This is a genomic window from Mesorhizobium sp. M0910 (genome assembly GCF_040319465.1).
Lineage (GTDB): Bacteria > Pseudomonadota > Alphaproteobacteria > Rhizobiales > Rhizobiaceae > Mesorhizobium.
Genome location: NZ_JAMYNZ010000001.1, coordinates 123,988 through 142,408, shown reverse-complemented (window position 1 = coordinate 142,408; position 18,421 = coordinate 123,988). Strand labels below are relative to the sequence as shown.

Below are 18,421 nucleotides of genomic sequence, written 5' to 3'. Positions count from 1 at the left end.
GGCGATGCGTCACGCGGCGGTTCGGAGCGCCCCGGCTCGAGGCACCAGACAAGGATAGGTGGAGCACCATGCAGAACGCGCAGTCGCTGACGTCCGCTGAGATCGCTTCGATCAGGGAATTGCTCGATCAAGTCCCTTCGCCCTCGCGGTTGGCCAAGGTGACCGATACCGAGCTTCACGGTGCGATCAACGCGCTCGACGGCGTCGCCGATAGTCGTTGGCAGGAAGCTCCTCCCGAGATCGTCTCGCCTCGACGCGAGGGATTTCTGGGAATGGTGCTGGCGCGCAAGCGCCGGCAACTCGCCTATTCTCTGAAGCTTTCCAACCTGGTGCGGGATCCTTTCGCTTTCATGCCGGCAATTGCACTGACCGCAACAGGGGCAAACGCTCTTCCTGCTCTGGTCGCAGCACCGCCGGCAACCTTTCCCAGCTTCCTGGTGGCCATCGCCCTTGCCTGGCTGCGAGCGTTTGCACAGCCCATCGGTTACGGTGAGGCGGCACTGCTTCACCACATGAACCAGATCGCAGCCATCAAGGGAAAAGTCTCAGACGAGGATCTTGCCGACGCAGGGCGCATCCTGGTCGACGCCTACGGCTACGTCAAAGGACAGAACAGCAACGAGGTTTCCGCGTTGCTGGCAGCGCTACTCGCCTGGAAGGCAATCGAGCATTTCGATGGGGGGTTTCGGGTCATTGAAAGTGTGCCTTTCGGTTTCGGCCCGGTGGAATACGCGCCATGAATCCTCAGAGCATGTCTACCGAGACCCAAAACGCTGTGAAGAGCTCGTCAAGCCCCCACCGCGCTTTGGCCGCCCCAGTCGCTGCGCGGCAGCGTACGTCAGCGGATGCGGGCTTGAAAAAAAGCCGGGTTGGACATCGGTCGATGCGTTCCAGAGCATCGCAAGGTAGGAGCCCTCAAGTGGCCAGATCATATGAGCTTAGCGACAGCCCGACAGAAGGTTGCGGGTATACCCGTCCAGAGCCCAATCCAGATCGATCATTGCCTCGGGTGCGAACCTTGTAAGGTCGAACTTGTCGTTCGGGAACAGATAGATCTCGCCCTCCGAGTCGAACATTGGAGGAACCACCCCTGAATAGGATTGAGCGTGCATCGGGCTAAACGACGGGTTGTTCGACCGTCCCCTCGCGACTCCGAGCCCTAGCTCAAGCATGTAGCGCTCGGCTTCGTCCCAGGGAGCTCCTTGTCCTCCGGGCTGGTGCATCGCCATCGCTTCTATCGCCTGCTCCATAATCGATCGCCGATCCGGCAGACCCGTCCGAACGAGCGCTGCATCGATCCACTTGGTCTCGTCCATACCAACTTGCCAGGGTTCGAGATTGGAACTGATCACCGCGAACGCAAACGCGCGGTCGCCCCTCTGCTTGAAGGATGGGAACAGGTTTGCCCACGGCTCCATGCTGTCGGGGAGCTGGACGCCCTCAAAATGGTCGTCGCCAAGGTTGAGACAAAGGTGCGCGATGGTGGCTGCGAGCCGATACGCCAAGGCAGCGTCCTTGATTTTCGCGTAGTGCGCAAACAGGTGGACCGGTGCGGAGTACAAGGTCAGACTCGGTGCGTACAGCCTGGCAAGACCGTCCTTCGTTATGTCGTCGGCCATTGCAGTCCGTTGGTTTTCCGGCACTTTGGCTTCGAGGTAGGTACGGACAACCGAATACTCGGACGCAACCGCCGTTGTTTCCAGGAGAGCGCCGACAGTCAGCGGCTGCCGTATGAGGCGGGCGCCGGTTTCGTGGTCTAGGAAGCGAACGAACAGGATAGGTCTGGACGGATCCAATCTGCCTGAGGGGTCGATCTCCTGGCCGGCAGAAAAGGCGATCTGCCAGGGACGCGCGGCACTGTGAGGCTCCTTGGGTTCTACTAGCGTCTGATAGTATCTCGGAAACGTCAGGCGGCGCGTCTCGTCGTAAAGGTCCACGAACCACGGGAAGTCTGCCTCCGAGGGCGGCTTGCCCGCTGTGGGAAGCAGCCTGAAGGCCTGATAGACGCGTTTCAAGTAAGCGCGTCCCCAAATTGTTCCCACGACGTCAGCCCAATGCGTGAGTTCATGACTTATGGTCGCCAGGATTTCCGCGGCCTTACCATGGTCGTTGGCCAAGAGCGCTTTGGGCAGGTCCCTCCGGCTGTATTGGTCCAAAGTAACCATCTGAGACTGAGGGGAGAAAAAGGCCATCGTCACAGTGTTGGGGAAGCGGCTTTCCCTGCGTTCGACCATCCACTCTTTCACGAAATCTGACACGCGTGCCTCCTTCCCCATACAGCACAAACCGGATACCAACCGCCTATGGTGCGGCTCGAGGGTGCTCAGTTGTGAGGCCAGCGTAGCTGATGGAAGTAGCGGCCACTAGGCAATCAGTGATCGGGAGGTGCACATGTTTCGCGTGAACGTATCGTTGCCAACCCTACGATCCCGGACGCGCCGAATTCAACCTGGCTTCCGCTATCCTCAATGCAGCTGCCAAGGTAAGGCAAACCTCGCAATAAAGGTCAGTCGCTCCCCTCCCGTACGGTTTTTACCACCAGCGACCCTGCCGGGAGTGCCTTCAACAGCTCTGCCTCGGGGTTTGTGAGATGTATCCATGCCGCCCAATCCTCCGGGCGCAGCACCACAATCTGGCGATTGTGGATAGGCGCCACATGCGGCCCGGGTTCAGTCGTCAGCATTGCGAATGTCGGCGGCTTGTTGCCTTCGCCGTCGCGCCACAGTCCGGCGATCGCATGAAGGGGGCGCCGTTGAGGGTGAAGCGATGCTTCGCCTTTGGCGACTTCTTTCCGTGAATTCGAAGAAAGGCGATGCCGGAATAAGGCAGCGCTTGCTGTTGGCGAAACTCCGCCCGTCCGAGCGAAAGTTGAAGATCGGCCCGCCTTTGGGGCCGGAGGGCAGAAAGGCAAAGGTCGTACGCGTGAGTTCGATTGTGTCGCCGGCGGCGCGCATGATCGGGGCGGGGTCACCGATGCGGATGTCATCCGCCTGTGGCAAATCCAGTTCGGTTTGATGGGTTGGAACGTCGAGCGCCATCGATTGCATCATGCGGCAATATTCGGCCAAGCGATATGCTGCTCGTAGTCATTGCACATAGCTGCCCCACGCTTTCGGTCAGTTGCAGACTACCCGGATAGCGCGGTTTATATGCGGCGCCACCTCCCCGAAAATCTTGCTATGCCCCGAAATCTTACGCAACGCGCTCGAGCACCTTGCGCGGCTGGTCGGTGATAACATCGCAGTGGCTCACAATGATGCGCTCAAGGTCCGGTTCGTCAGACCATTTGCGGAAAGCCGCGCCCAGCGCCTTGTCGTGCTTCACAGAAAACCACCTGCCAATGCGCGGCATGCTCGACCGGTCGACACCTAAGCCAAGCACACGTGCCATGATGTGGGGACCGATCCCATGACCGATAGGGTTCTGGCAACGCAGTTATGGAACTGGACCGCCAATTCGCTACGCTTACAACGAAACTTTGGTCGCCCAGTATGCCGTGACAACTGGTGTTGCGTCATGGAGATAGTCGCCAAGTTTGGAGGGTATCTTGGCGCCTGCGCTCTTGAGATCCCCTAACGTGAATGGGTCGACCCACTGAACCTCGAGGCCGCTGTCACCCATGAGCTGAATCTGACTTGAAACAGGCAATATCTCAGATGGCAGATAGAGAGCGTTCCCCGACCCAGTGAAGAAAAAGGCCGAGCCGGTTCGCTCGCCAGGCGCTGAATTTCGAAACGCCGTCGACCATTCCCATGAAGGCGTTGTAAAGAACACGCCGCCGCCATTCTTCAGGGCTCTATAGACTTCCGTCCAAACGGCCGAAGAATTGTAGGGGTCCCCCAGAAGCGCCACGACGAGGTCGACGCTTGACGATTCAACGGGCAGGTCACCGGCGTCACAAACGAGGAATTCTGCCCTTCCGTTGAAGGCTGACCGCGAATGATTGAGCATGTCGAGAGATATGTCGGAAATCAAAAGCTTGGCGCCGGTGGCCTTCGGCATGGCTCCCAGTAGTCCGGATCGTCCCGCGCCGATTTCGAAAATCGTTCCCTTGTCAGGAACCAATTCGAAGTGCCGCTTCATCAGTGCGCCACTAGCAACACCGAAACCGGCACAGGTAGGATGCAGTTGGGCGTCATAATACTCATTGGCGACGGCAGAATAACTATTTTGCATCCAAAGGCTCCAGTAGCGGAATCTGCAGACGGCTCGCGGCAAGGGAGGCATCCAGTTCGCCAATCGCGCCATCCATGCGCAACTCGTTTACTTTTTTCTGGATGAACATGATCAACCCAGCTTTATTGTTTTCGTTCGTGAACGCATTCTCCATTGTGGAGTCCATGTAAAAAACGCCGCAACGAGTAAGCGTATATTCGAACGGTACGCTAATATAAGATGGGTATTTCGCCGCATGCTCGGCTTCTAACTGGGTCATCCCCCAAATACGCGCGATGTATTTGTATTTGTCCTCAGGCTCCACGGTCGCTAGATCGTCCGGCAATACGCCCTCTATTTCTGGCAGGTGTGAGCGCCATACGCGGCCCACGATTCCTCGCCGGATAGAAAACGAACGGCCAGCAGCGAGACCAGGAAGAGGAGTTCCATCTCCCGAAACGTATTCCAAAAGCTGCATCAATTGTCCCGCGAAAATCGGATCCTCAATGTAGATAGTCGCGCGGCATTTTGCGCCATCGAAATTCGTGTTGCGGTCCTTGAGCTCACTACCCACATCGGAAACGAAACGCGCAAAGTTCTGAGGGATGTTCGCCTCGACGACCTTCACGCGCAGTTGCGCTTCGATCTTCGCGCGTACGCTCGACAGCGCCTTCGACAAATCATCGCGCTCCCGCGCGATTTCCGTAATCTGCTCGCTTAATTCCAGCTTGAAACCGAAAAGATTCAACGTCCTAACTCTGCCCATGGCAGACGGCAAGACAGCAGGAAGAACACCGCTGCGAAGCAGCAGGTAGACCATCACGACCGCAGCCACAGGCCAGGCAAGAACCTTGTCGAAATGCTGATTAAGAAAACCGGCACACGGGGCAACGATTTCGGACCATAAGAGACGAAAAGGATCGCGCAACAGCAGCGTCACTGTTCCCAGCTGGGAAACTGGCACGCTGATCGTATCCGGTAGCAGCGGGTGCAGGACAAGGAGTAAGACAATAGCTACAGCAAAAATCCATAGAGATATCCGCAGAGAAGCCCGCCCGACTACACCAATCCATAGCGATACCCGTCTGACTGCGTCCATTGCCGACTTCCCCCAAACCAAGTCAATCTCAATATTTTCTACCGGACGTACAGCTGCTCCGCCAGCGCATCCCGCGTAATGATCGCCTCATCATTGGGGGCAAAATTGGCTTCTGTGGACCTTCGCCACGACGTGTACAATGCTTCCAATACCACCTCGCGTTTTGAAAAGTCAGGAAATAGCGATTGCATGGCAAAGATAGGCAAGGAACCCAAGTCTCCAATTCTTTCGAAATGGCGCAAGTACAGAAGGGGGGCACCGCTGCGGCGGGCCCAATACGGGAGGGAGGGCATATGGAACTGGCGGAAGCCTCGCTTTTGACCGAGGCCGAAAAGGGGAGTGTCGATCCGGTGGCTGTGCTAAGGGCTAGCCCTCTTCGCATCGGGATCTCTACGCGCGCTCTTTTTGACCTGGAGGAGGAGCATCGCGTATTTGAGAAGTACGGCGTCAAGGCGTATGCGGCTATGCAACTCCAACGGGAGGACGTAATCCTCCGCAAGGGTGCAGGCTTTGAGGTAGTCGAGCGATTACTCGCGCTGAATGATCCTGACGCTGCTCCGTATGTTGAAGTGATCCTCTTGTCGCAGAACTCGCCCGACCTCTCCCTCCGAGCCTTCAGGTCGATCGATCATTACGAGCTTGTCGTCAAGACGGGCAGTTTTACTAGCGGACGATCGCTTGCGCCGTTTGTCCCGGCGTGGGGCATCGACCTGTTTCTCTCAAACGCGGACGCGGACGTAAAGGGAGCAGTGGACGGCGGAGCAGCGGCCGCACGGCTCGGCTTGGCACCCAAGGATCGTGCCGAAACGCCGCAGGGCGAGGTCCGGGTCGCGTTCGACGGCGATGCTGTCGTGTTTGGCCCCGAGTCCGACGCAATCTACAAAGAAAAGGGCCTGGACGCCTTCCTAGCTCATGAGACAGAGAACGCGACCAATCCAATGGCGCGTGGCCCGTTTGGCAATTTTCTTCATAAGCTATCGGCATTGCGCCGCGTTTTCCTCAATGACGGTAACGTGAGTAAGGTCCGCATCGCACTCGTCACAGCTCGGAACGCCCCTGCCCACGAGCGCGTCATTCGCACGCTGAGGGCATGGGGGACCCCGGCTGATGAGGCCCACTTCGTCGGCAGCCGCGAGAAGGCACCCATCCTGAAGGCACTCGGTGCCCACATTTTCTTCGACGACCAGGAGAAGCACGTCCTCGGCGCGTCTGCTGTGGTCCCTGCCGGCCATGTTCCCGGACCACACGATCCGGCTGCGCCAGTAATCCCGGCCGGCTGAGTCTGCGGGCCTAATCTCGTTGCGGTTTTGCTGCGCGAACGAATCTGACGGCAAGCGATCTGGGCATGATGGAACGCGGAATCGCGGCTTTGCGCCTCATGTCGGACGGAGAGCCGGCCGCAGCCAGTCACTAAGAGCGGTCATCTGGGCGAGCAGGTTCGTTTGCGCCTTATCTCGGCCATTCAGCCATGCGGCCGGCGTCTCCGGGGACACGGTCTAGAATCCCTTGTTGATATCAGGGTCAACATCCGGCAAGGTCCCAATCCATCCCCATGCTCGCTACCCCGCAGATGAAGAAGCCGACCCACCCACTGACGTATCGCGAAGCTTTAGACGGGCTGCTCAAGGCGATCGATGACGCTCCAACTGCGCCAGATCACCCGATCTTCAAGAAGTGGGACGACAAGGAATACTTCGAGACGCAATTGATGTTTTCGTTCCGGAAGCAGCAGGCGGCCGAACACCACATCGGCAACGTCAAGTCCATGTTGGGGACGGCCGAAGCTGCGGCAATTGCAGCGATGAAGAACAAAGGCAGGCCGGCCAAGAATGCTGTCGCCTCTACGGCATCGCTGGTCGTGAACAGCGGGCAGTCCACGGCTTACGTCCACGAGCTCTCTGCATTCTTGGCTGCCGTCCGGTCCGGACTGGACTTCCTTGGAGTCGCGGCGGCCCGAACGATGCCCGGCATCGTCGCGCATTCGATACATACCTTGGAGAAGATGGTCGACAAGGGGCAGCAGGGTGGGATCCTCGAGGTCGTCAAAACCCATCAGGCATGGCTGGCCGAGCTGCGGGATTACCGCGACGAGGTCGTCCACCGCCAAGTCGTTCAAGCGCCGGCCGAGGGCTGGCTGGTGTCTACGAAAGGCAAGACCTCAAAGGCAATCATGCCCATTGTGGTCCCCCGCCGGACGCCCAAACGCGCCTTCGATACCAGACAGTCGCGGATGATGGACAACGATGTCCCTTTAGGGCTCGACCGCATGGAATCTCACGGCGAAGTTACGTTCCCGGACGGGACAGTAAAGACCATCCAGCACAAGGTCACCTTCCGGCCATCCGCTTCGCATATACCGATCGTGGAGTTGATGACCCACCATCTTATGGAATACCGAAAGTTTTCAGCGGCGATGTTTGCCGTCATCACGAAGAGTGGCTTTGGTACTGTCAAATGAGCGCGTCTCCGCCAGCGCGCATGAGTACGAATGGGTGTCAAAAGAAGGAGATGGCTGATCTCGTGTTTACCAAAGCCGAGTGGGATGCCGCGTTGCCTGAATTCTCGCGGGCATGACCGAATACCTGAGGCAGTCCCGGACACCGATCTTCAGAGATCGCGCGACCATGGCGTAGGGCACGGCGGCGGGTGGTACTTGAAGCTCGGCGACCGCATCTTTCTCCTGACGAACGAGCATGTCGCGGTCGCGCGTGAGAGCGGAGATCGTCTCATCCACCAGTTCGCAGACTCCAACGATCTCCACGCTCTGCCATGAAAAACCTTCAGAAGTACACGTGCGTACCGGATGACAGACCCGGCCAGTGGTTGGAGAACGCAGCCGAGTCGGTGGAGTACCTCAAGCTCGTCCTGACAGGACAATGGACCCCAATCTATGTCAGCGCGCAGTGTTTCTATCTCTTTGCGGTTCTGATGAAAGCAGAGAAGGCTAACCCGGTTGATCACGCAAAACTCGGACCTGTCTTCATTGATCCCAGCTCCAGTTGGCGGCTCGAGCACGTTTGGGGCGGCGGGGAGCCGGAGCGGATGTATCTCGAAGCCGGAATTGGAGAGAGCGGCGGCTCGCCGCTCGCCGGAGGCCAGCAGTTGGTGTACCGGCGCCGGATGCACGGCCTCGATCCATATGTCGAGCTAGACCAACGACTGGTCCAGGCGCTGGACGTTCATTTCCTGAGAGAGCGAAACGCATACTGTCGCGTGAACCGGCGTGGTGATATTGAACCGATCATCAAGGTCGAGCAGCTTCCGGCTGACGAAGAAGGCCATAGTGGAACCTTGGTCACCGTTAAGACCGAGGATCTTGTGAAGTACATGGCGGTCACTCAGACGGTCCTCGCCGCAAAGTTCGACTTTACCCGGATCGATCACAAGAAGGTGGGTTTTGACGGTTGGCAGGACGCCGAGCGTGACAGCTTCGCAGCACCTGACCTAGCGTATCATTCGGGACGGGTTCCCGGCCGATCCAGCTTCGTGAATGGATGGATCATCGTCCGTCCAAACAAGACCCTGGCTGAGGCGATAGAGGACGAAAACACGGCGTCGGATCGGTTCAAGAGGCAACATGCCGACTTCATAATCCAGGATGCTCGGTACAGCCGGATAGCAACCTGTTCGGCCGTGCCAGGAGCCAGCACAAATTACTTCGATGCCGTCGAGGGCCTGCCGTTTGAGCTCTCCCCGGTTTTCTTCCGCGCAGACGTCATGTCGAAATACAAGGCCGACACGGATAAGTACCAGATCGACGGTCGCATGATCCGGTGTCGCGATGTCTGGGAGCTTCGTTCGTTCGACATCAACGAGGCCGGACAGGTCCACACCTACCTGCAGGACCTCTCCCATCTGCCCTACGAAGAGCAGCTGTACTGGAAATCATTCAACGAAGAGCCCAAGGCACCAATCTCGAAGCGCAGCTTCACCAGCGATTTTCTGGGGCAGTGGACAAATGACGCGGATCCCTTGGACGAACTCAAGCGAGATACGACTGCGCTGGATGGGTTGCGTCCGCCTTGGTGGATCCCTCGTGGGGAGGCGGTACGGCTGGCCGCCCAGTACCCGTCCCAGGATAACGCGGCCGAGTGGGGCCATGAAATCATGCATCTCGACCAGCTCGTCGTAGAGGGCTTCAAGGAAAGTGAACTGCGAAAAATCGCGACCAACCGTGAGGCGCAGGTCGAGACTAACTGGCGTTCGCTCCGGCTGATCGAGGCAATTCTGGTTGCCTCCGGCGTTCCTGCGGAAAAGGCTAAAGCTACGATTGCGCCATTGCAGCGCTTGCATGCACTCCGAAGCACGCTGACGGCCCACACTGGCGGAACGACCAAAGCGGAAGAGCAAAGGAAGGCCATAGCCGAGCGTCAGACCTATCGCGCCCACTTCGAGCATCTGGCCGGCGGTGTTCTTGACGGGTTGGCAGCCATCATCGCGGTCCTCAACGGTGATCCGGCCGCCAATCCAGTGGAATAATGGGGAATCGATTTGCCGTCTCTGGTTATCGACAGCAGCATGCTGCAATCGCAGGAGTTGCGATCCCATCTTCAGGCGAGTCCACATAACTTCGCGGTGCTCGCCGACTATGCCTGGATCGAGATCTACAAACAGCGGTCGCTGGAAGCCATCAAGCACGGCCTGTCGGTCGTCGGCGACTTCCCCGATCAGTTGATCCTGCTGCGATCCAACGGCGAGATAATCCGGCTCGACCCGACCGAGCCGGACCTGCATGAGCGTATGCAGTTCAAGGGAATGGCAGGCATCATTTTTGAGATGGTTACCACGATCAGGCGCGCCACAGTTGATGATGCGCCCATCTTGGAGCAACTGCGCGATCATTGGAATTTTGCAGACAGCCTCCTCCCGGAGCTGATCGAAGGTGCGGTCGACATAGCGGTATCGCTGCCCGAAATGGAGGCGCAGATGTTCACCAAGGCCGAGATCCGCATCATCAGGACGAACAACCAATACTCGACCGCGATGATGGAAACCATTTACGGCGCCGCCATGCAGGTATGGGAAAATCTGGCACACGCCTACTGCCTGCCATGGCAGAACCTCGGAGACATCCGCATCGCTCGGACCTATCTCTTCCGATATGCGCTTGGACTCGTCATTCATCTGCTCTGGTGGATCAGACGCGGCAGTCAACCGGTCAAGCGAATGGACAGAATGCGCAACGACATGGTCGACTTGAGCTTCTGCGTCTATGCCTCGTACTTCGATGGCTTCATGACCGCTGATGAGAAAGCACGCTGGATCCATGCAAATCTAATCGCTGCCTTAGCGGCCGTGTCACGCCTGGATGGCACGACTTGACCGATCTCGTCGTAGACGCCGACTTCTCATTCCGTGGCGAGCCGCAATCCCATTGAATAGTAGCACGGAACGTGGGTTGTCTATGAGACGAGAACGACTGCTCAAGCAATCTCGTCCTGCAAGCTGACGGTCAACTCTCGGCCATTTGCGCTCATCGGTGAGAACTGGCGACGGATGACTGTTTTCGGCGTCTTGCTGCTTTTAGGATTAGGACCCGCGTCCTCCAAAGTATGGGAGAGATGGTCTTGGCCATCTCTCCCCCGCGAATGCCACCTGCGCAGAGCGAAGCCGCTCGCTCGCAAGGCGCGACATGACCATCATCGTTTGAACTGATCCGATCCGCCCCGCTCGACGCGCAGCCCAGCTCCGCTCGCCGGCATTCGCCCCCTCTCTGCCGCGCGCTCACGCGCCCGGGAAGGCATGCCGAGGGGCATGCCTTCGGCATGTAACGGGAAAGGACCAGAACCATGACGACCAATGAAACAAGTGCGAAGACCGCAAATGCCGGCGAAAGCGGCACCGAGGTCTTCATTCCGCTGAACAAGCTGAAGAAGTCGCCCCGCAATGCGCGCAAGACCCCGCACAGCGAGGCGATCATCGAAGCCTATGCGGCAAGTATCCCCGCCAAGGGCATCCTGCAAAACCTTGTGGTCGAGCCGGAGCTTGACGGGGAGGGTGCTGAGACCGACTTCTATTTCGTCAGCATCGGCGAAGGCCGCAGGTTGGCGCAATTGCTGCGCGTCAAGCGCAAGCAGATCAGGAAGACCGAACCGATCCGCTGCGTCATCGACACCGTGAACGATGCGCATGAAATGAAGCTGCAAGGCATCGCGGAAACCGTCAGGCAGACCGAAGGCTGGAAATGGGCAGATGTCCATATCGACTACCCGCACGCAAACGGATTGCGCCGCACCTACCCGCAACCGGTGGATTTGTCGGAGGAAGACAAAGCCGCCTACGCCACGGCATCCGACGAATTCAACCGGCTCGCGGAGGAATGGGATAGCGCCTAGGAACTGCCCAACGATGTCGATCAGCGTTTCGGTAAGCTTGAAGCGGAGATCGAGCGCATCGACGCTCGCGCCACGCCTACGATCCTGATATTGTTTCGCATGGCGGCGTGTTTGTCGTGCTTTCCTATGACGGCGCGGCGCGCATCGAACGTGGCTTCATTCGCGCCGAGGATGAGCAGGCGGGACCGGAAGCGGAAACGCGGTCAGACGGCGAGGACTACGCCCTCAACGACAATGGCGAGATCATCGAAGACGGCAGCGGTTCGGATACCAATGGCGGCAGCGACGAAGAAGCGGAGGACGACGGCAAGCCGTTCTCGGACCTTCTCATTCGCGACTTGACCGCTCATCGGACGCTTGGGCTTCGCCTTGCGCTTGGCGAAAAGCCGGACATCGCCCTTGGTCGCGGTGACCCATACGCTTGCCGCGCAGACCTTCTATCAGGGTGCGGAAGCCCACTGCCTCGAAATCCGCCCGACCAGCATCTGTCTCGCCGGGCACGGGCTGACGGCGATCAGACGCGAGGCGTTGGAGAACGGCGCCTGATCGTAGGTCAGCTTGTAGGCGCCGCGCAGGGAGCCGCCGACGGTGACGCCGATGGCCTTGATGCGCTGGCTGGTCTCGGAGATATCGCGGCCATTGCCCATCAGGATTAGGTCGGGCCGTGTCTCCAGATAGAATTTTACGACCGTGCCGTTGTAGCTGATCGTATCGGGGTAACAGACCGGGCTTGCCGGACAGGTGTAGGTATAGGCGACATTGTTGCCATTGGTGTCGGTGACCGAGGTCAGCAGCCAGCGATAGCTGTACGCCAGATCATGGGCCGGCGTGCCGGCAGGTGGGGTCAGGTTGGCGACCGCCGCCACCGAGCGGAAGGTGGAGACGGTGCCGTCGCGATCGGTCACCTTCCACTCGTTGGTGGTGCCGTTCAGCGCAATGCGGCGATAGGATTCATTCTCGGTCGCATGGGTGCCGCCGGTCGAACATGACGGCGACACCATACCGGCGACACAGGCGACCAATTGTTGGCCGTCGAGCAGGTAGATATCGCTGGCGGTAAAGGCCGGCATGCCGTAGCCCGGGCTTGCCCGCTCGATGACGTCGAAGCCGCCGAGACCCCAGGCATAGCCCAGCCAGCCCTGGTAGAGCCCACCTGTCTTGGTCCGGCGGGAAGAATCATAGGTCAATGCGATCGACGGTTCGATGCCATGGAAGTCCGAAACGTCGATGCCGATGGCATAGCCCAGATTGCCGTTGCCTGAACTCTTCGGCAGATCCACCTTCGGCGTGCCGATCGCTTCCGGATCGCCGCTTGTCGTGGTCGTGGTCGCGGTGGCAGCCGCCGCGGCCGGCTCCTCGGGTGCAGCCTCGCTGTCGGTCGACTGATCCGCCGTGCCGACCGCGGCCGCTGCATCTGGGGCCTCGGTCGCCGGTGCACTGCCGGAAGCGGGCTCATCCGCCGCACTCGGCTGATCCGATGAGCCGCCGCTGCCCATAGCTGCTCCGCCATTGCCAAGGCCACCATTTGCGGGCGCGCCAGGGTCGGACGAAGTTCCTTGCGCCTCCTGCGCAAAAGCCGCCATCCCTGCGGAGCTTCTAATATAAGAAACGAAAGATGTATCCGCGCCGAAGACACCAGCGGCAAGCAATGCCGCGCCAACAAGCAACTTGTTCATGATTCCCCCGGGCCCAAGTTGGTTACTTCTACTCAGCCGCGACCAAACGAATACGACACCGCATCGTCATAGAGGGAATATCCACAGGGAAATTTTTAGGAGAGGTGAGCGTATGAGAGATTGTCTCTGAACAACCAAGGACGCCCTAAGCCGATCTGCGGGTGCCATCGGCCGCTGTTTGATTGATCAACCATAGCAACGCAGACTATTGCCCTTACGAACGTCGCTGACGCTCACGCGCAAGTTCCGAAAGAACTGCGGAGGACCAGGGCCACGGCGCTCGTTTCGTCTAGACCGGCGCCCCAGGCATCCTCTCCGTTAGCGCCGGTTAGCGTATGGGCGATGCTCCAAGCTTCGAGATTGAGCCACTACGAGCTTAATATCGGCTCCGCATTGAGCGATACAGCTTGAGATACAAACTGTGATACAATCCAGTACGAAAATCTCAGAAAAACGCTTTTTATCAACACGAGACCGGTGCGGCGAGTCTTCTCGACAGACTCGAACCTCAAATCGCCATCTGAAGGAAATGTCGGTATCAGCGGTTGCGCATCCCCGCAACAAGACAATGGATGTCGCACGAATCCATATCAGCGCTGCCGACTGGCCATCAAAAACGCCGTACTAATTGCCGTACTAATTTGCAAAAAAGTACGGCGGCAATTTGCTAAGCACCTGAAAATATTGGTGATCCCGACAGGAATCGAACCTGTGACCTACAGATTAGGAATCAGCATGGCTGAGACCGGAAAGGCCTCGCTATCCCTGTTGCGCGTGTCGGACGGATCCCCCGATCCTGAGGATCATGCCTCGCGTTGAACTGGCGCGCGCCTTTCGACGAGCGCTGATCACCCCAGCTTTTTGTCCGACGCTTGGTCGGCGTTCCGAGCGGCAGGCGCCAAGATCATCGGTGTGCCGGTCGACGCCCAGGGTATCGATGTGGCGAAGACGACTATGATCATGAGTACCGTTTCGACGGTCGCCCCGTGCTGCCGCTTGCCGCGCGGACGGATCCGGACCAAGCCATCGTCTATGTCGGTTCTCTCTCTAAATTGCTCGCGCCCGCGGTAAGGTTGGCTGCGTGGCCGCGCGGCCGGACATCCTTGCCCGCATGGCGGACCGGCGCGAAGCGATCGACCGCCAAGCGACCTGCCGCTCCAACCAAGCGCTGGCAGCGCCTATCGAGGACGGCGAACTGCGCAGGCACGCCCGCAAAGCGCGGCGGATCTATGCAGCGCGGCGCGACTTCCTGGCCTAGGAAATCGCCGGCTTCTGGGTGAAGACGTCACGTTCGACCTCCCAGCAGGAGGCTTGGCGCTGTGGCTACGATTGCGTGGAAGTAGAAGTGCGGAGACCTGGGCCAGTGCTGCAGCTCGGTCAGGCGTTGCCGTCACGCCGGGAATCCGGTTGACGCTGGACGCGGCAAACGCGCCCGAGGCGTTTCGGTTCGGCTTTGCCAGCCTCGACGAAGCGCAACTCCGGAAGGCGGTTACAGTGCTCGCACGCACTCGTTCCGCAGCCGGATGAGATCCCGCCCATGTCGGATGGCGGCGAGGCTCGCTCGGTTCACCTTGCCAGGTAGATTGCCCTTCGTTGCCGACCCTGAGACAGTTTCAGGGACTGATAGAACCGCGAGCGCATTCGCATCCTTCCTACGAACAAAACTGCTGCCAATTGCTGATCAGGTCCGACCGAGGAGGCGGCCTACCCAACCGGGCTTGGCAGGCGCTGGCGGTGTACTGTCTCCGGTGAAGAAGGAATCCATGACGGTCCCCAGTTCGGAATCCTCAATCTCAGAGAGGACCTGGATCTGATTCCGCAGTCTCAGCCGGATGATAGCTTCCCGCGTTACATCTTCCATAGCCGGACGGCCGAGCCGACCTGCCGCCCTGACCCAGGCCTCGGCGAACCCGCGCGCAAGTCGCGCGTCACTTCCGATGGATGGGCGCTCGGTGATCTGGACAAGAGCATCTTCCGTGAGCTCTGCCAGCAGCTCCCAGCGGCGGCCGGTCAGAGGACCTCTGTCGAGTATTCGCCCTCTCATCCACAGCCTCTGGAATGCATTGCGGATGCCTCCCTGAAATCGCTCGGCCGGCCTTCCGGCGAATCGCCATGCCACAAGGTCAGGCAGAACTACCGTCGCGAGGAACGCCCACACGTCATCCCGCAGTGCTTCTCCGCTTTCAAACTCAGGCACCTGTGCAAGGTGGATGGATGCAAGTTCGTCGAACCGAGCTCGCTCGATGGCGCTACCTCGGTCCGGAAATCCGCAGGCATGCCCGATCTCGAGCAGAGCCGATCGGAGTGTCCGGAGGAACTCGTCGGGCACCGGGCTTCCACCGCTCGCAGCATAAGTTGCCTCGACAGGAAAATGGGCAGACTCCAGCCCAGCATCGACGGTCACCATGAGACCCGCTGTAGACGAAAGGCACGCGTCGACTGCGATGCGGTCGAGTCTCGGCAGTAGTGCCACGCTCATGCGCGAGCCTCCTCGGTCGCGACGTCCGCAGCGGCGAGAACCGCTGCATGGAACGAGGATGGTCTTAGATCGAGCATGCTCCGAATCGTCTGGATGTCCTGGCCGGGAAAGGCCAGCCGGATCCAGAACTCGACTCTACCTGCTATGGAGTTGGAGTCGCTCTCAGCGACCGCTTGCTCGAAATCGGACTGTCGCAGCGATGTCGCGATGATCTGCGTCATGACATCGGCAAGCACCACCTGGAGGGTGGCACGATCGCCGGCGAGAAGACGCTCGGTGAAGTCGGGGCGATCGCTGTTGAGGAAAAGTCGCACAGCTCCGCCGAAGTCCCGGTGGAGGTTTCCTGGGGCCCAGTGCAGGTACCATGGCGCATAGGCTTCCGGCCTTCCAGCGAAGCGGCGGGAGAAACTCAGTGATTCCATCGGGAATCTGGGCTCCTCGCCCTCGAGACGCAGATCGATCCGGTCAGACCAGAGCCTCGATGCTGGTCGCGACGGAGACAGCGTGTGGGCGCCTGAACCGGGTTGGCCGAGGAGGATCATTGTCTCGGCAAGAAGGCGCTGGGAAAGGCCGTGTCCCGCCACTCGCTCCTCGAGAAGAATTTCTCCAGCGCGAATTTCGCGACGCGTCGCCGCAATGATCGTTCGGGGCATGTTGCCCGAACCCGTGCCGACGCGCATCAACAGCACCAAGGCGAGCTGCGCGATGTCGATCCGCAGCTGTGAGGCGGCGATATCAAGATCGACAGCAATCCGGCGCCTGAGGGTCACGTCGCGTCCGCTGTCCCAGTCCGCAATCCAGGGATCTTCTATCACGACTTCACGATCGTTCTCGACGAGTACCCATGGGCCGGCCTGCACGGCGTCGGTCCCTAGCGTCAGGAATGGAAAGGCGATACGGCTCATGTGTCGGCTGCCGCGGACAGTCGCGCACCGAGCGTCACGGCGCAATCGGATGGCATCGCAACAGCCACCTCGAACCTGCCGACTCGATCACCGATCTCGATCCGCGTCCCGCTGCCGAGCGATTCTCCGAGCTCATTGCGAGCGTCGAGCACACGAGGTTTGACGGTCGACGGCGCTTCGGCTGCGGTGCCGCCGTCCATCACAAGTGCAGGTTCAAGAAGCAGCGAGTTTGCCGCGCCGTCGCCCCTCACGACCATTTCGAAAACCGCGACAGGCCCGTCCTGGCCTTCCTCCAGTCTCAGGAACAAGGGCCGAGTGACGCCGGTGCCACCACGGCTTGCACCGCCACCACCGCCCCCGGGAGCTCGAGGACCTGCACCTTCGCCTTCACCCTCGAGTACCCGTCCAAACCGGCCGGCGACCGTCGCAAGCGACGGTCCATTATCGCCGCCGATCGGCGCCGCCGCCGGCGGATTTGCATATTCTGCCGCGGCAACCTTGATGCGGCGGACGGCGATCCGCACGATACTGCGCGCCTCCTTGTCGGCGAGCGCCTCGAATTGCCAATCATCGTGGGCGGGCGGCTCTGCTTCTGCGAAGGCAGCCTCGACGATCTGCTCATCTGACGCGATAAAGACACCAGCCCACTCGAAGCGATCATCGGGAAGCTGCACACCTTCGTAGTAGCGAACCACCAGTTCCACGGGCCGCATCACTGCGATCGCGGCGGATCGCTCCGGGAACAGGCTACCCTCACGACCTGCTGGCGAGATTCGATCTGCCCGGAGCCCTCGAACCATGCTCAAGCGACCAAGCACCCTGTTCGGCCGAAAGGAGCGTATCTCCTCGCCACTCGCCGGATCGGTCCGCAAGGCCTTCATTGCACGCGCGTAGAGATCCAGTGGAGGAAAGTCCTCAGGCCGCGGCAGTGGATATTCCGTATCCTCGATGAAAACGCGGAACTGCATCTTCCGGGTCTCGGGCGTGTCCTCGATGAGCCGGGGCCAGAAGAACCAGAGCAGTGCCTCCTGTACGAGGCTCATCGCATGCTCGCCATCGGCGCCGACAAACGCGGGGTCAAGAATCATGATCGATGTGCCTGATCGGGTAGCGTCGCGCGCAGGAAAGCCGATCGCGTCGGCAAGGTCCGCCGCCTCCCGGCCTTCGATCGGGTCGACGTACTCATCGCCGTCGGCGGGAATACCCCACCAGTGCCTTCCGGTGAACCTTCGTCTCACTCCGTGCGGGTCGTCCGCGTCAAATGCTGATCCAAGCTGGGCAGCGATGAGGCGGCGGACGGGATCGCCTGCAAGGGAGGTCTGACTGTCGATCACGATCGCCGAACAGCGGCTCGCCAGATAGAGAGAAGTCTTGCCATAGCCGTATGTGCCGCCGCCGTGCACGGTGTTGCGGCGTGACCCCACGTTCCTCAGGAAATCGACAAAGTCAGTTGGCTCGTCATCGGACGCCAGGTCAGCTCTAGTCGGTCCGGCGAGACCGGCTGTGCCGAAGTCACAGATCTCGAGCACTCGCAGAGTTTCGGAATGCAGGAAATCGTCGAGGCTGCCCGCCGCCTTGCCGTCGAGCGGTCGCTGGCTCAGGATGTCGAGACGCAGAATCGCGGCCTGTTCCGGATCAAGCGTACGCAACCGAAAATGGACCTCGGCTCCGCCGTCGGACAGGGCGGCATCGCAACTGTTCTGCACGGCCTCCCTCACCACCGTCTGGACAAGATCGATCGAGGGCGCACCGAGCAGCTTCAGATAGCCGTC

The 18,421-nt window shown here is 59.7% G+C and carries 14 protein-coding genes, 1 tRNA gene and 2 pseudogenes; 7 read left to right on the top strand and 10 right to left on the bottom strand.

Going from position 1 to position 18,421, the window contains the following annotated elements; genetic code table 11:
- The first annotated feature begins 68 nt into the window (after positions 1 to 68).
- On the top strand, positions 69 to 740 hold the full coding sequence (locus NKH78_RS00705) for a hypothetical protein (protein WP_352570989.1): 672 nt from the start codon (positions 69 to 71) through the stop codon (positions 738 to 740).
- A gap of 198 nt (positions 741 to 938) precedes the next feature.
- On the opposite strand, the gene NKH78_RS00700 is transcribed toward NKH78_RS00705, so the two are convergent.
- From NKH78_RS00700 to NKH78_RS00680, 5 genes and pseudogenes are all read right to left on the bottom strand, one after another.
- Positions 939 to 2,258: a hypothetical protein gene (locus NKH78_RS00700; protein ID WP_352822184.1), complete on the bottom strand. Its 1,320-nt coding sequence runs from the start codon at positions 2,256 to 2,258 to the stop codon at positions 939 to 941.
- 248 nt (positions 2,259 to 2,506) lie between these two features.
- Positions 2,507 to 3,097: pseudogene (locus NKH78_RS00695) on the bottom strand (SOS response-associated peptidase family protein).
- Positions 3,098 to 3,192: 95 nt separating this feature from the next.
- Positions 3,193 to 3,324: a hypothetical protein gene (locus NKH78_RS00690; RefSeq protein WP_352881565.1), complete on the bottom strand. Its 132-nt coding sequence runs from the start codon at positions 3,322 to 3,324 to the stop codon at positions 3,193 to 3,195.
- Positions 3,325 to 3,465: 141 nt separating this feature from the next.
- On the bottom strand, positions 3,466 to 4,176 hold the full coding sequence (locus tag NKH78_RS00685) for a class I SAM-dependent methyltransferase (protein WP_352570992.1): 711 nt from the start codon (positions 4,174 to 4,176) through the stop codon (positions 3,466 to 3,468).
- Positions 4,166 to 5,254, bottom strand: coding sequence for a hypothetical protein (locus NKH78_RS00680; RefSeq protein WP_352570993.1), 1,089 nt, complete (start codon positions 5,252 to 5,254; stop codon positions 4,166 to 4,168). Before NKH78_RS00680 ends, NKH78_RS00685 begins: the two co-directional genes overlap by 11 nt.
- A 293-nt stretch (positions 5,255 to 5,547) precedes the next feature.
- Between NKH78_RS00680 and NKH78_RS00675 the strand changes: the two genes are divergently transcribed.
- The 5 genes and pseudogenes from NKH78_RS00675 to NKH78_RS00655 all read left to right on the top strand — a co-directional run.
- Positions 5,548 to 6,534, top strand: a complete 987-nt coding sequence (locus NKH78_RS00675) for a 5'-nucleotidase (protein WP_352570995.1) — start codon at positions 5,548 to 5,550, stop codon at positions 6,532 to 6,534.
- Between the two features lie 290 nt (positions 6,535 to 6,824).
- A complete protein-coding gene (locus NKH78_RS00670; protein ID WP_352570997.1) occupies positions 6,825 to 7,712 on the top strand; it encodes a hypothetical protein in 888 nt (295 codons plus the stop codon).
- A gap of 311 nt (positions 7,713 to 8,023) precedes the next feature.
- Positions 8,024 to 9,733 carry a hypothetical protein gene (locus NKH78_RS00665; protein ID WP_352881560.1) on the top strand — a complete coding sequence of 570 codons (1,710 nt, stop codon included), beginning with the start codon at positions 8,024 to 8,026 and terminating at the stop codon, positions 9,731 to 9,733.
- A 39-nt stretch (positions 9,734 to 9,772) separates the two neighbouring features.
- Positions 9,773 to 10,576, top strand: a complete 804-nt coding sequence (locus NKH78_RS00660; protein ID WP_352571001.1) for a hypothetical protein — start codon at positions 9,773 to 9,775, stop codon at positions 10,574 to 10,576.
- A gap of 467 nt (positions 10,577 to 11,043) precedes the next feature.
- A pseudogene (locus NKH78_RS00655) lies at positions 11,044 to 12,090 on the top strand (ParB/Srx family N-terminal domain-containing protein); the annotation flags it as partial.
- On the opposite strand, the gene NKH78_RS00650 reads toward NKH78_RS00655, so the two are convergent.
- Together NKH78_RS00650 and NKH78_RS00645 are read right to left on the bottom strand one after the other, a co-directional pair.
- Entirely contained in the window at positions 12,030 to 13,085 is a 1,056-nt protein-coding gene (locus tag NKH78_RS00650; protein WP_352881556.1) for a SpvB/TcaC N-terminal domain-containing protein, read from the bottom strand. The pseudogene NKH78_RS00655 and the gene NKH78_RS00650 overlap by 61 nt on opposite strands.
- Before the next feature lie 865 nt (positions 13,086 to 13,950).
- A tRNA-Arg gene (locus NKH78_RS00645) sits at positions 13,951 to 14,022 on the bottom strand.
- A gap of 324 nt (positions 14,023 to 14,346) precedes the next feature.
- Here NKH78_RS00645 and NKH78_RS00640 point away from each other — a divergent pair.
- Positions 14,347 to 14,523, top strand: a complete 177-nt coding sequence (locus NKH78_RS00640; protein ID WP_352571003.1) for a hypothetical protein — start codon at positions 14,347 to 14,349, stop codon at positions 14,521 to 14,523.
- A gap of 423 nt (positions 14,524 to 14,946) precedes the next feature.
- On the opposite strand, the gene NKH78_RS00635 is transcribed toward NKH78_RS00640, so the two are convergent.
- The 3 genes from NKH78_RS00635 to NKH78_RS00625 are packed head-to-tail and all read right to left on the bottom strand — an operon-like array spanning position 14,947 to position 18,355.
- The gene (locus tag NKH78_RS00635; RefSeq protein WP_352571005.1) at positions 14,947 to 15,744 is read right to left on the bottom strand and encodes a DUF6339 family protein; all 798 of its coding nucleotides are present in this window, start codon (positions 15,742 to 15,744) and stop codon (positions 14,947 to 14,949) included.
- A complete protein-coding gene (locus NKH78_RS00630) occupies positions 15,741 to 16,649 on the bottom strand; it encodes a hypothetical protein (protein WP_352571007.1) in 909 nt (302 codons plus the stop codon). The genes NKH78_RS00635 and NKH78_RS00630 overlap by 4 nt, the downstream gene beginning before the upstream one ends.
- Complete coding sequence (locus NKH78_RS00625) at positions 16,646 to 18,355, bottom strand: hypothetical protein (protein ID WP_352881551.1); 1,710 nt, start codon at positions 18,353 to 18,355, stop codon at positions 16,646 to 16,648. Before NKH78_RS00625 ends, NKH78_RS00630 begins: the two co-directional genes overlap by 4 nt.
- Positions 18,356 to 18,421 lie beyond the last annotated feature (66 nt).

What these genes read in the sequence shown, in the direction of transcription:
- NKH78_RS00635 (WP_352571005.1), bottom strand. Translation starts at nt 15,744, where the DNA reads ATGAGCGTGGCACTACTGCCGAGACTCGACCGCATCGCAGTCGACGCG.
- NKH78_RS00685 (WP_352570992.1), bottom strand. Translation starts at nt 4,176, where the DNA reads ATGCAAAATAGTTATTCTGCCGTCGCCAATGAGTATTATGACGCCCAA.
- NKH78_RS00705 (WP_352570989.1), top strand. Translation starts at nt 69, where the DNA reads ATGCAGAACGCGCAGTCGCTGACGTCCGCTGAGATCGCTTCGATCAGG.
- NKH78_RS00630 (WP_352571007.1), bottom strand. Translation starts at nt 16,649, where the DNA reads ATGAGCCGTATCGCCTTTCCATTCCTGACGCTAGGGACCGACGCCGTG.
- NKH78_RS00670 (WP_352570997.1), top strand. Translation starts at nt 6,825, where the DNA reads ATGAAGAAGCCGACCCACCCACTGACGTATCGCGAAGCTTTAGACGGG.
- NKH78_RS00665 (WP_352881560.1), top strand. Translation starts at nt 8,024, where the DNA reads ATGAAAAACCTTCAGAAGTACACGTGCGTACCGGATGACAGACCCGGC.
- NKH78_RS00650 (WP_352881556.1), bottom strand. Translation starts at nt 13,085, where the DNA reads ATGGGCAGCGGCGGCTCATCGGATCAGCCGAGTGCGGCGGATGAGCCC.
- NKH78_RS00660 (WP_352571001.1), top strand. Translation starts at nt 9,773, where the DNA reads ATGCTGCAATCGCAGGAGTTGCGATCCCATCTTCAGGCGAGTCCACAT.
- NKH78_RS00675 (WP_352570995.1), top strand. Translation starts at nt 5,548, where the DNA reads ATGGAACTGGCGGAAGCCTCGCTTTTGACCGAGGCCGAAAAGGGGAGT.
- NKH78_RS00680 (WP_352570993.1), bottom strand. Translation starts at nt 5,254, where the DNA reads ATGGACGCAGTCAGACGGGTATCGCTATGGATTGGTGTAGTCGGGCGG.